The organism is Alteromonas naphthalenivorans (assembly GCF_000213655.1).
Classification (GTDB): Bacteria; Pseudomonadota; Gammaproteobacteria; order Enterobacterales; family Alteromonadaceae; genus Alteromonas; species Alteromonas naphthalenivorans.
Genome location: NC_015554.1, coordinates 4609905 through 4622501 on the forward strand (window position 1 = coordinate 4609905; position 12597 = coordinate 4622501).

The following is a 12597-nucleotide window of genomic DNA, read 5'->3' on the forward strand; positions in this document are numbered from 1 at the left end:
TAATCGGTTTCATTATCTGTTTGGCGGCGTAGTCTTAGGTTTCGAATATGGCTAAATGCAATAAAGCTAGACCCTATTACCGTTAACACCACTTCACCGTATTAGCCCAACACATCGTGCCCTAACACTGCGGCTAAAATAAGCAATGATAGCCCTACACCACCCACCAAAAGCATGGTGTGATTTCGGTGGTAAAGGTAGCCCATCATGAGTGCAATAACACTGATGGGCACTACGAAGAACAGCAACGTTTTATGAAACAACTCGTCATCTAAAGCTAATATGCCCGCTAGCGGCGGGAGAAGAAGTAATAAAACAGGAAATAATAAGCAGTGCACCACGCATAGCATAGACAGTGCTATGGCAGCTTTATCGCTTATTTTTTGAAAATTCATTCAGTATGGTTCCTTATTTTTAACCTACCAGATTTTTAGCTTACCAGCGTAACGTTGGCTGACCGGCAGATAACTCAGAAAGACCTTGTCCACGTTCAGTGATCCACTGAGCTTGGATAGCACTTAGCGATGGCATCGATTCAAATAGGGTAACGGTAATACCAGATACCGCATCATCACAGTGAAATTGATATTCAACTTCAATATTTTGATGATTTTCTTCTTCGTGTTCATCGTGCCCTTCATGCTCGTCATGTTCTTTGTGCAAAGCATGCTCGCTCTTGTGCGCCTCGTCGTGATCACCCGAGTGCGCTTCGTGAGCATCTTCATGGTCGCTTTTATGATGGTCTTCATGCGCTTCTAATGTGTGCTCAACACCCACTAACTCGCATTTACCCTCTACATCAATCACGTTGGTATTTAAGGTGAAACGTTCGGCAAGCAAATTTTGATTATTTAGTTGCTCGGTCGTTTCAGGCTCGTGCTCAAAGCCAAGGGCATCTGCGGCAGGTAATACAAGCTGAAGGTGAAGCATGCTGCCCTCTTGAGAAACTAAAAGCTCGCCTTGCCCATGCACATGCTGCTGTGCATTTACGGCAAATCCTACACTAGAAAAAAAGAGTAAAGAGACTGCTAAACAGGGCTTTTTCATGAATCTACCTTTTTATAAATTTTTTCAATGGTGAGCGACTTTAATGTTTACCGAAGTAGAGTGTATACACTTAAGCGCCTCTTCGGGAAACGTTGATTACAACGAGTAAGTGGTTGTACTTTAAATTTGGACGCTTCTCGATCTTGAACTAATTCTTCATTTTCTTTGATTGCATTTTGATACATTATAACATAACAATAAATAGGATTAAAATTATAACTTAGTATCGGGGTTAAGAATGGTTAGGGTTACCAAGGTAGCAGCATTAGTAAGCGCATTATTGTCGACCAGCGCTTTAGCACAGAATATAGAGGGCACTGTGCTGAATAAAAATGGAAGTGCCGTAGTAGGTGCAAAGGTAGAAGTAGAAGGAACAAACCAGCGTACGGTAACCAACAGCGAAGGTAAGTTCTCGCTTCATGACGTTAGCAACGGCAAAGCCGAGTTGCATATTTCAGCACCGAACTTTGCGCATCTTCATCAAGATATTACGCTGGCTGAAGGCGAGCCGCTGCAACTTTCACTTACGTTAAATCGTTCTCCAATTGAAGTGGTCGACGTACTTGCTACGCCCATTCATTTGTCAGTGATGGAGTCTGCATCACCGGTGAGTGTGTTAGCGGGCGATACCCTTCGTCGCCAACAAACATCCACCCTAGGCGATAGTTTAGAAAAAGTGGCCGGTGTACACACTAGCTTCCACGCAAAAGTAGCCAGTACACCGGTAATTCGTGGATTAAGTGGCCCTAGAGTACTTATTGCGCAAAATGGCTTAGACGTGAGTGATGTTTCACGAGTAGGCCCTGATCATTCGGTGGCATCAGAGGCTTCAACGGCTCAGCAAATCGAAGTACTTCGTGGCCCTGCAACCTTGTTCTACGGTAGCGGCGCGGTTGGCGGTGTTGTGAATGTAGTAGATGGTCGCATACCAACTGATAGTACAACGCGAGGCGAATGGTTACTTGAAACCAACTCGGTTGATGATCAACAGCTTGGCTCTTTCAATGTAACCACAGGGAATGAGTCTTTCGCCTTTTATGCTGATGGCTATTGGCGCGAATCTAACGACTATGATGTTCCTGTTTCACCTGAAGTAGAGCACGACGATCATGGCGAAGAAGAGCATGATGAAGAGCAGTCAAGAGTTGTAGAGAACAGTAACGAAGCGTCGAGTGGCTTTACCGTTGGCACCAGTTATTTGTTCGATAAAGGCTATGTAGGGCTTTCAGTTGAGCAATTTAATCGTGAATACGGCATTCCTGGCCATACCCATGGCGAAGAAGAGCATGATGACGACCACGAGGAAGAACTTGATGAAACGCATCATGAGGATGAATCTGTTTTTGCCGACCTTGAGCAAACCCGTGTTCAACTTCAAGGTGAATACAATATTGCAGGCAGTTGGGTAAAACAAATTCAGCTACGTGGCGGATTTACCGACTACGAACACGCTGAAATTGAAGAAGGTGAAGCAGGCACCTTGTTTGAAAATGAAACCCATGAGTTAAAACTCGATGTTTTACACGCTCCTATAAATGACTGGAATGGCGCGGTGAGCTTTCATTATAAAAACAGCGATGCATCAGCCCAAGGAGAAGAAGCCTTTACTCCCCCTTCGGTGACTGAAACTATTGCGATGGCTATCATGGAAGAAAAGCGCTTTGATGATGTACTCATTCAACTCGGTGCCCGTATAGAACATGTATCGTTGGAAGCGGATAACGTTTTATTACCTTCTTTAGATACCCATGATCATGATGAAGAACACGATGATGATCATGAAGATGAGGGCCACGACGACGAGCATGATGAAGATACCCACGACGACGAGCATGAAGACACCTTGGTATTCCCTATCGATGAATCATTTACTGCATTAAGCATCTCGGCGGGTTTGGTATGGGACTTCGCACCAGGTTACAACGTGGGAATCTCAGTATCTCGTTCAGAGCGCGCGCCATCAGCCTCTGAGCTACTTTCATTTGGCCCCCATATTGGCACCAGTACTTATGAAGTTGGGGCTTTATTTGCCCTTCATGAAGAAGAAGGCGAAGCGCATATCGAGCTTGGTGAAGGCAGTATTGAACTTGAAACTGCGAATAATATCGACCTTACCTTACGTAAAACAGAAGGTAACTTAGGATTTGTATTAAATGCGTTTTATAACCAAATCGACAACTATTACTACCAAACCAATACCGGCCTTTTTGCTGAAAGCGGACACGACCATGGCGAAGAAGAGGGTGATGATCACGACGAGCACACTGATGAACTGCCAGTCTATATTTTCAAAACTGATGATGTGATATTACATGGTTTTGAAGCACAAGTTGCTTGGCAAACTACAGATGAATTCAAAACCACAGTATTTGCCGACTACGTGAGAGCACGTTTGCAAGATGGAGGTGACTTACCTCGTACTCCACCGCTTCGAGTTGGTACGCAGTTTAGTTACAAAATTGAACGATTAAGTGCTCACCTAGATATTACACGTTACGAAGAGCAAGACCGTATTGGTGAAGGTGAAACCGCAACCGATGGCTATACCCTAGTAGATGCCAGCGTGTCATACGACTTAGATGCACTTAATCAAGATATTTCAGTGTATTTGAAAGGCACAAACCTGACCGATACCGAAGCCAGAGTACATACTTCATTCCTTAAGGATATAGCTCCACGACCTGGCCGCAGCTTTGCACTTGGTGTGAGGGGATATTTCTAAAGGAAGTCGTTAAAATTTAACGTATAGAATGGCAGTGTAAACACTGCCATTCTTATTTTACTGATATATTTAATTGCTTTTTTTCGTAGCACGAGCATTTGGGATTTCGCGCATTTCCTAGCTACACTCGCTTATGCCATCACTTTCTATTCAGCTGGAAGGCACATAGGCATAAGTCGGAAATATTAGCTATTTTATCGTGCAAATATCACTATACCTCTGCGGCAAGGTATAGTGAGGTACGTGGCATTTATTAAATGAATAACAACGACAAGAAAACGCGATGAACTCAATAAATTCAATAATCAAAAGCAAAGCTATGTGGTTTGTTTTAGTGGCATTGTTCGCTATTACCGCTAATGCAGCAGAAGAAACACATAGACGCACTATCGATATCGATAGTAGTGTAGTAACCGAGCATGAAACTAAAATATTAGGTAAGCGCGTGAAATACAGCGCTACAACAGGCACGCAACCGGTGTGGAATAGCAAGGATGACGCGGTCGCGACCTTGTTTTACACCTACTATCAGCGCACCGATATAAAAGACAATGGGTCTCGCCCGCTTGTCATCTCTTTTAACGGTGGTCCGGGTTCAGCATCAGTATGGATGCACGTGGCGTATACTGGCCCTCGAATTTTGAATATTGATGATGAAGGCTACCCCGTACAGCCTTATGGCGTGCAGACGAACCCATATTCAATATTAGATGTAGCAGACATCGTATTTGTTAACCCCGTTAATACTGGCTACAGCCGCGTACTTAAGAATGAAGAAGGTGAAATGCCTTCAAAGGACGCACAGAAGAGCATGTTTTTTGGCGTCAACGCTGATATCAGCTACCTTGCAGATTGGGTAAATACCTTTGTTACTCGCCATAACCGCTGGCGTTCGCCTAAATACCTCATTGGTGAAAGCTATGGTACTACTCGGGTTTCGGGTTTAGCCCTTGAATTACAAAACCGCCAATGGATGTATTTAAATGGCGTAATATTAGTATCACCTACCGATATCGGTATTGAACGCAATGGCCCAGTAAAAGCCGCGAATCGCCTACCTTATTTCGCTGCAACCGCCTGGTATCACAAAAAGTTAGACCCTGAACTCCAAAATAAAGACTTAACCGAACTGCTTCCTGAAGTAGAAGATTTTACCATCAACACACTTATTCCAGCGCTGGCGAAAGGTGGCTTTATTGGTGCTGAGGAAAAACGAAACGTGCTTGCAAAAATGGCACGTTATTCAGGCTTATCACAAGACGCGATTTCACAAAACAACCTTGATGTCAGCACCGCCTATTTTTGGAAATCGTTACTGCGTGATGAAGGTAAAACACTCGGCCGCTTAGATAGCCGCTATTTGGGTATAGATGCTAAGCAAGCGGGTGATAGACCCGATTACTGGGCCGAACTAACGTCGTGGCTACATTCGTTTACTCCCGCCATTAATTACTACTTGCGAGAAGAGTTAAATTACAAAACTGACACCAAATACAATATGTTTGGCGATGTTCACCCCTGGGACAGAAGTGGCAATAAATCTGGCGAAAACCTACGTCTTGCCATGGCACAAAACCCATACCTAAATGTGATGATTCAAGCAGGTTATTACGACGGCGCCACCAACTATTTTGATGCCAAATATACTATGTGGCAGCTTGATCAAAGCGGCATTATGCAAGACCGTTTAAGCTTTAAAGGCTATAGAAGCGGGCATATGATGTACTTGCGACGAGACGATTTAAAACAGTCTAATCAAGACTTACGTGAGTTTATCAAAAACAGCACCCCTAAAAAGGGTGAACCCGCGATGTATCGCCGATAAAAGGCGATAGAAAAAATATTGGGTCAGTGTACTTTCAAGGTTAATTAACACTGACCCTATTTACTCAATTTTCACTTTGCGCCTTTAAAGGCGCTAACTCCATCAATGCTCGGCAAATGTGCTATTCTGCGCGCCTAGATTCAGTTCAAGCATAAAATTGCGGTCAAAAGGAAAAGCCTTCACATGGTTCCATGGGTTAAATTAGGTACAGCTCAAATTCCAAATAATGGTGGTGAATTAACGTTTTCTCAGCGAGATGAAGAATTCAGTATTCGCCTATCCGGTATTCGTGGCGAGTTGATGAATAGCCGTGTATACAACTCAGAAAAAGAGCTGTCTCAAATGGGCTGCGAGCATCTTAAATCCACACCTAATGCGCACGTTTTGGTAGGCGGTTTAGGAATGGGATACACCCTTGCAGCGGCGCTAAAAGCAGTGACGCCTAGTTCACAAGTCACTGTGGCCGAATTAATTCCTGAGGTGGTTGAATGGAACAAAGGCCCACTGGGTAACTGCGCTAAAAACCCACTTCAAGACCCTAGAACGAATGTTAAAGTAGGTGATGTAAAACACCTTTTAAATTCTAAAACACCCACCTACGACGCCATATTATTGGATGTAGACAATGGCCCTGAAGGGTTAACCCATTCTGACAATAATTGGATTTATTCAATCGATGGTTTAGAAGATATTTATGAAGTGCTAAAACCCAATGGCATGCTAGCCATATGGTCTGCTGGGCCTGATTACTTGTTTTCCGTTCGCTTAAAAAATGCAGGCTACGTAGTGAGTACTCGCATTGCCAGAGCACGCAAGGGTAAAGGAAGTAAGCACACCATATTCTTGGCTAAAAAGCCCGGTTAATAAAGATTGGGGTTAAAAAGGTTAGAGCGATTTTAGGTTTAAATAACTGCGACCCAATTATTGCTAACGGCTCAAAAGCTCTCACCATCACAGACCAAAGCCAACTTTGTTTGCTGCATATTTACTGCTAAACGGCTGGCTCCGCTAGGGCAGGAAGCCCCAATTTTCGCAAAAGCGCTAAGCGTAGATTTTTTTGCTTGGCTATTCCAGAACCAGAGTTGCAATTCACTCGCGACAATGACTTTGCCATCGCTTGTCCAGGTGTAATAAAGTGCTTCTCTAGGCAGTTCCACTAGCTTTTGCACCTTTCCAGTCTGGGTATCCAATTGCATCAACCAGTGCTTATCATCAATAAGCGTATTGAAGCTCATATTTTGACTTCCCGGTATTCTATACAAGCTCGGGCCAGTAAGTGGATAAACCTCGGTTAATTGCTTTTTTCCGACTCGAAGGTTTGTAAATTCATACCCTTACCTTCTAGAACAGTTACCAGCACCTGTTTATCGTCAACCCAAGCGTGATAGCCAATCAATGCTTCACCAGAGTACAAAGGCCGCCTTTGTTCGCCGTTCAACTGATACGCCCACAACTCTTGTTTACCATCAACAGCATATATCACAGAATACTCCGTACCATTTTCCATCGGAGTGGGAGAATATTCGTTTTCAGGGCTGTTACTTAAATTTTCAATTTCTTGGGTTTTAAGGTTGTACCTTAAAATATCGGTTTGCTCGCCTATTTCAGAGGTATAGAGCAGGCTTTGATTATCATCCACAAAATAAGGTTGATTATCATATCCCTTACGGCTGGTGATATTTTTGAGCTCCCCTAACTTGAGCTGTCCATTTTGCACTGACAGATCCGCGACAAAAATATCGGTTCCAGGAACTGATTGAGCCTTAGCCGTTGTAACTACAGCACTAAACAACAAAGTGAATAGCATGATAGCTTTTTTCATTTGGGTTCCTTCAAGAAAAATCCATTATTGATAGTTAGAGATATCTAGATCTAGAGGTAACACGAACTTATACAACTCATCCAAACGGTGCGTAATCGTCTTTGTCTAGTTTAGTGCTATATACAAGAACTTGCTCTTATTCTGACCGTTTTAGCTTCCTACTTTAAGCTGGCAGCGTTCTTGTTAGTTTAGAAGTTTAGTGGAAGTGGACAGCTGGACACGTTAAACGGTGCTTCGAACATTTTTTATTCTTTTCATTTGAATGAGCAAGCTACCGCGAGTGAGTACGCTGGCTCCATTAAGAAGAATAAGGGGCCAAGCGACGGCAATAGGCATCGTAAATGCGAACGCGAGTGTAGTGACATCTTTAATTAGAATACTGCGAAATAGAGTTGGCGACAGCGCGCCGATAACCCGACTGCGTCTTAACACCATTATTTGGTGTAGTGTGCCCTGCACAAGTAGCACTGTTACTACCAACATTAAGCTGTTAGCCCCGAGTTTGGCCAGATTGGGGTAAGGACGAAAGCCTATAGAACAGAGCCCTATCACCAAAGCAACGGCACACAAACTGACGATAAAACCAGTTGAGATTGACCGCCTGTCTCGCCAAATCTGATAAAGGATTGCCAATATCAGAAGGAGCGCACCAAAGCGAGTCCACACGAGATAATGACTAAGCGGCTCTATCGCAATACCGAAGATAAAATTGGCATAAAACGCAAAAAAGCTTGAGGCAAACTGGTTTACCGACAAGCTTTGGGTAGCGGGCAGATGATTTTTACGAAGCGCCTCTATATTGGCGATTTGCTTTGCTAACCCGTACCACGTCAGCAAAAAAGCGACTGCGCTCACGGTACCTAAAATATGGTACAACAAAAGAGACTCCTCAGCCGCTTATGGAGAACTACTCCACAGTAACTGACTTCGCCAAGTTACGAGGCTGGTCCACATCCGTGCCTTTAATTAACGCCACGTAGTACGACAACAACTGTAGCGGCAAGGTATAGATGATAGGGGCAATAGGCGCTTCACAGTGTGGCACGTTGATTACACGCATGGTGTCATCACCTTTGAACGCGGCGTCTTTATCAGCGAACACATACATAATGCCGCCACGAGCGCGTACTTCTTCTACATTCGATTTAAGCTTTTCTAGCAATTCGTTATTAGGCGCAACCACAATAACCGGCATTTCATCATCGATAAGTGCCAAAGGGCCGTGCTTTAATTCACCTGATGCATAGGCTTCAGCGTGAATGTAAGAAATCTCTTTTAGCTTAAGCGCACCTTCCATGGCTATAGGGTATTGATCGCCACGGCCTAAGAATAAACTGTGTTGTTTATCGGCAAATTCTTCGGCTAAATCTTCAATACCTTGAGTAATGGTAAGGGTTTCTTCTAGCTTGGCTGGCAAGCTTTGAAGTGCACTAATAATATCTTGCGTGTCACTCTCTGCCATACCGTTTTTCTCACCTAACGCTAAGGTTAGCATTAAGAACGCGGTTAACTGGGTAGTGAATGCTTTGGTGGATGCCACGCCAATTTCGGCGCCTGCACGGGTCATAAACGCTAAGTCTGACTCGCGAACCAACGAAGAACCCGGTACGTTACAAATAGCTAAACTTGCGCTATACCCAATTTCTTTGGCTAAACGTAGTGCCGCTAAAGTATCGGCTGTTTCGCCCGACTGAGAAATAGTAATAAGCAGGCTGTTTGGGTGCACTACCGATTTACGGTAACGAAACTCTGATGCAATTTCGATATTGCACGACACATTGGCGTATTGTTCTAACCAGTAGCGGGCGGTCATACCCGAATGATAGCTGGTACCACAGGCTACAATTTGCACATGTTTAATTTTACTAAGAATATCATCGGCACCGTTTCCAAACACATCTGCCGCTAATCCATTTTCGGTTAACCTGTCTTTTAGCGTATTACGCACTACCACCGGCTGCTCGTGAATTTCTTTGAGCATATAATGGCGGTAAGCGCCTTTATCGCCGGCGTCGTGTTCAACGTTAGATTCAATAATTTCACGTTCAACGGCATTACCGTCTTTGTCATAAATAGCAATGGTGCGGCGAGTAATATCGGCAACATCGCCCTCTTCTAAAAAGATAAAACGGCGTGTAACGGGCAACAGTGCCATTTGATCAGACGCAACAAAGTTTTCGCCAAGCCCTAAACCAATCACTAACGGGCTACCAGAGCGCGCTACGACCATACGACCCACATCTTCTTTGTCGATAACTACAGTACCGTAAGCGCCGTGGAATGTTTTAACGGAGGTTTGAACCGCTTCTAATAAGTCTTTACCGGCATCTAATGCTTCATGAACCGTGTGGGCGATGGTTTCGGTGTCAGTGTCGCTGCTAAATACATAGCCTTTTGCTGAAAGCTGTTCGCGTAGGGTTTGGTAGTTTTCAATAATACCGTTGTGCACTACCGCAACGCGGTCGCTAGAGAAATGTGGGTGGGCATTGGCTACAGTAACACCGCCATGGGTAGCCCAGCGTGTGTGAGCAATACCGGTAGTCCCTAGTGCTTCGTCGTTGGCAATAATGTCTACCAACTCTTGTACCTTACCGGTACTTCTTATGCGATTTAGTGTGCCATCTTGTTGCAATAAGGCCACGCCTGAAGAGTCGTAACCACGATACTCAAGTCGCTTTAAGCCTTCTAATAGAATTTCAACAACGTTACGCTCGCCAACAGCACCGACAATTCCACACATAATTACTCTCCGTTTTGCGCAGCGACCAGCACCGTTACGCCTTGTTGTTCAATTAGATATTTATCCTCGTCACTAATGCCATTATCAGTCACAAGGGTAGAGATATTTTCCCAGCCCAATTCTAAATTAGGCATTTTGTTCGAAAGTTTATTTGACGTTGCCATTACCACAACCTCATGGGCAGCACGTGCCATGGCACGAGTAAGCCCTGTTAATTCATTAAAGGTAGTCGTTCCGCGACTTACATCAATACCTGCCGCCCCAATAAACGCTATATCAAAACTATATGCCGATACTAATTGTTCGGCCATTGCACCTTGGAATGAACGAGATGCCGAGTCCCAGGTACCACCTGTCATTAAAATAGTGGGTTCGTTGTTGCTTTTGGTCAGCTGACTCGCTGCATCTAAGGCATTGGTCATCACTACCAGATTGGGTATGTCACGAAGGCAAGGTAAAAGCGCTGCGATAGTACTGCCGCAATCTAATACTATTTTTGAGCCTTGTTGAATGCGATTAGCAGCAAGCTTACCTATATTCTGTTTTATCGATGAAGGTAAATTCACTACATTGGTTTCGGCATGAGAAGCAGGCAATGGCGCGGCACCGCCAAACTGGCGAATAAGCTTTTTTTGGTCTGCCAAGGCGGCTAAATCTTTTCGGATGGTCACTTCAGATGTGCTGAACTGGGCCGCGAGGAATTCAACTTGCGCGTAGCCGTGAGTATTTACCCATTTAATAATGCCAGCGCGGCGCTGATCTACAGAACGACTCGTTTTCAAACTCAACCCCGACATGACGAAAAGCACAGTGCTTTTTCTACACCATTTCTAGACTATTTCTACACTATTCCTGAATCATAACTTTCAAAACGAAAGCTATGATTTACAAAGTGAAAGAAATGTAAGCTATTCGACTTTATTTCGCAAGTTTTTTGCACAATTTTAATAAAGAGGCGAACGAAGGTAGAAACGAGCGGGCATAAAAAAGGACAACCTTAGTTGTCCTTCCATCAAGTGGTAAAAAGCCCTAAAGCTATTACATACTCGCTATTTTTTAGTCGGGCGGGGCCAGTTCGCGATATTACGCTGCTTGCCTCGTGCTACGGCTAATGCCGCACTCTCTACTTCGGTGGTAATAACTGAGCCAGCACCTACCGTGGCATTGTCACCAATAGTTACGGGAGCCACTAACGAAGAATTAGAACCCACGAAGGCATTCTGACCTATAACGGTTTTAGATTTATTCACGCCGTCATAGTTACAAGTAATAGTGCCAGCACCAATATTAGCATTAGCGCCTACTTCTGCATCACCTAGGTAGGTAAGGTGATTAACCTTAGCTCCTTCACCTAGTATGGTTTTTTTCATTTCTACGAAGTTACCCACTTTAGATTTTGCGTGCATAACAGCGCCAGGGCGCAAGCGACCAAATGGCCCTACCGTGCAGCTTTCACCTACGATGGCTTCTTCGATAATAGAGTTTGCTTCAATAACCGCGTTGTCGGCAATTTCACAATTTTTCAATACGCAGTTTGGCCCGATCGTCACGTTATTACCTAGAATAACGTTACCTTCTACTACCGCATTGATATCAATGGTTACGTCCTGCCCTGTGGTTAGCGTGCCTCTTAGGTCGAAACGTAGAGGGTCGGCCAATGCTACGCCATTGGTCATTAATTCGTTTGCTTGGCGAAGTTGTAATGCGCGTTCTAAATGTGCTAATTGAATGCGGTTATTTACGCCTTCAACCTCAACCACTTCTTGGGGCTGTGCTGATTGAATACGCTTGCCTTCATTAGCTGCCATTTCAATGACATCAGTAAGGTAATATTCACCTTGTGCGTTGCTATTGCTTAACGCGCCCAACCAACGTTTTAAATCGCTTCCGGACATCATCATCATGCCCGTATTGATTTCACAAATTTGCTTTTGCGCATCGGTGGCATCTTTGTGCTCAACAATGGCGGTAATGTTGTCGTCTTGACGAATAATTCGGCCCATACCTGTTGGGTCGTCTAATTCAACGGTTAGCAGGGCTAGATCACACTCGGCTTTTACGGCTTTTAGTTGAGCCAAGGTTTCTTGACGTATAAGAGGGGCATCGCCAACTAGCACAAGCACATCTTCATCATCATTGATGTGAGGTGCGGCTTGCTGCACCGCATGACCGGTGCCTAACTGCTCTTCTTGCAAACACCAGTTTAAGTTTTCGCCCGTTAGTGTGGCCTTTAGCTTGTCGCCTCCATGACCATAAACTAAATGGATACTATCAGCCTCTATGGCTTGAACGGTGTTGATAATACGTTGCACCATGGGCACTCCGCCCACTTTGTGAAGTACTTTTGGTAACGAAGACTTCATGCGTGTGCCTTTACCCGCGGCTAAAACTACCACTGAAAATGCCATGCTATTCCTTTACGTAAATCTAGAAGACGAATT

General features: G+C 44.3%; 11 protein-coding genes. 3 read left to right on the forward strand and 8 right to left on the reverse strand.

Going from position 1 to position 12597, the window contains the following annotated elements; all coding sequences use genetic code 11:
* Positions 1–101: 101 nt before the first annotated feature.
* On the reverse strand, positions 102–395 hold the full coding sequence (locus tag AMBT_RS20095; protein WP_013786499.1) for a MerC domain-containing protein: 294 nt from the start codon (positions 393–395) through the stop codon (positions 102–104).
* 40 nt (positions 396–435) lie between these two features.
* Positions 436–1047: a ZrgA family zinc uptake protein gene (locus tag AMBT_RS20100; protein WP_013786500.1), complete on the reverse strand. Its 612-nt coding sequence runs from the start codon at positions 1045–1047 to the stop codon at positions 436–438.
* Between the two features lie 238 nt (positions 1048–1285).
* On the opposite strand from AMBT_RS20100, the gene AMBT_RS20105 reads away from it, so the two are divergent.
* From AMBT_RS20105 to AMBT_RS20115, 3 genes are all read left to right on the forward strand, one after another.
* Positions 1286–3769, forward strand: a complete 2484-nt coding sequence (locus AMBT_RS20105) for a TonB-dependent receptor (RefSeq protein WP_013786501.1) — start codon at positions 1286–1288, stop codon at positions 3767–3769.
* Positions 3770–4088: 319 nt separating this feature from the next.
* The gene (locus tag AMBT_RS20110; RefSeq protein WP_041453171.1) at positions 4089–5594 is read left to right on the forward strand and encodes a S10 family peptidase; all 1506 of its coding nucleotides are present in this window, start codon (positions 4089–4091) and stop codon (positions 5592–5594) included.
* Between the two features lie 183 nt (positions 5595–5777).
* Entirely contained in the window at positions 5778–6458 is a 681-nt protein-coding gene (locus tag AMBT_RS20115) for a spermidine synthase (protein WP_013786503.1), read from the forward strand.
* Positions 6459–6529: 71 nt separating this feature from the next.
* Here the strand turns inward: AMBT_RS20115 and AMBT_RS22035 are convergent, their stop codons facing one another.
* From AMBT_RS22035 to glmU, 6 genes are all read right to left on the reverse strand, one after another.
* Positions 6530–6829: a hypothetical protein gene (locus tag AMBT_RS22035; protein ID WP_013786504.1), complete on the reverse strand. Its 300-nt coding sequence runs from the start codon at positions 6827–6829 to the stop codon at positions 6530–6532.
* Positions 6830–6885: 56 nt separating this feature from the next.
* The gene (locus tag AMBT_RS20120; protein WP_013786505.1) at positions 6886–7416 is read right to left on the reverse strand and encodes a TolB family protein; all 531 of its coding nucleotides are present in this window, start codon (positions 7414–7416) and stop codon (positions 6886–6888) included.
* 222 nt (positions 7417–7638) lie between these two features.
* Entirely contained in the window at positions 7639–8295 is a 657-nt protein-coding gene (locus AMBT_RS20125; RefSeq protein WP_013786506.1) for a hypothetical protein, read from the reverse strand.
* 28 nt (positions 8296–8323) lie between these two features.
* Positions 8324–10156: a glutamine--fructose-6-phosphate transaminase (isomerizing) gene (glmS, locus tag AMBT_RS20130; RefSeq protein ID WP_013786507.1), complete on the reverse strand. Its 1833-nt coding sequence runs from the start codon at positions 10154–10156 to the stop codon at positions 8324–8326.
* A 2-nt stretch (positions 10157–10158) separates the two neighbouring features.
* Positions 10159–10938 carry a DeoR/GlpR family DNA-binding transcription regulator gene (locus tag AMBT_RS20135; protein ID WP_041453172.1) on the reverse strand — a complete coding sequence of 260 codons (780 nt, stop codon included), beginning with the start codon at positions 10936–10938 and terminating at the stop codon, positions 10159–10161.
* A 267-nt stretch (positions 10939–11205) separates the two neighbouring features.
* Positions 11206–12564, reverse strand: a complete 1359-nt coding sequence (gene glmU, locus AMBT_RS20140; protein WP_013786509.1) for a bifunctional UDP-N-acetylglucosamine diphosphorylase/glucosamine-1-phosphate N-acetyltransferase GlmU — start codon at positions 12562–12564, stop codon at positions 11206–11208.
* Positions 12565–12597: the final 33 nt, after the last annotated feature.

Coding starts and splice junctions, on each gene's coding strand:
- AMBT_RS20105 (WP_013786501.1), top strand. CDS start 1,286: ATGGTTAGGGTTACCAAGGTAGCAGCATTAGTAAGCGCATTATTGTCG.
- glmS (WP_013786507.1), bottom strand. CDS start 10,156: ATGTGTGGAATTGTCGGTGCTGTTGGCGAGCGTAACGTTGTTGAAATT.
- glmU (WP_013786509.1), bottom strand. CDS start 12,564: ATGGCATTTTCAGTGGTAGTTTTAGCCGCGGGTAAAGGCACACGCATG.
- AMBT_RS20110 (WP_041453171.1), top strand. CDS start 4,089: ATGTGGTTTGTTTTAGTGGCATTGTTCGCTATTACCGCTAATGCAGCA.
- AMBT_RS20115 (WP_013786503.1), top strand. CDS start 5,778: ATGGTTCCATGGGTTAAATTAGGTACAGCTCAAATTCCAAATAATGGT.
- AMBT_RS22035 (WP_013786504.1), bottom strand. CDS start 6,829: ATGAGCTTCAATACGCTTATTGATGATAAGCACTGGTTGATGCAATTG.
- AMBT_RS20095 (WP_013786499.1), bottom strand. CDS start 395: ATGAATTTTCAAAAAATAAGCGATAAAGCTGCCATAGCACTGTCTATG.
- AMBT_RS20120 (WP_013786505.1), bottom strand. CDS start 7,416: ATGAAAAAAGCTATCATGCTATTCACTTTGTTGTTTAGTGCTGTAGTT.
- AMBT_RS20100 (WP_013786500.1), bottom strand. CDS start 1,047: ATGAAAAAGCCCTGTTTAGCAGTCTCTTTACTCTTTTTTTCTAGTGTA.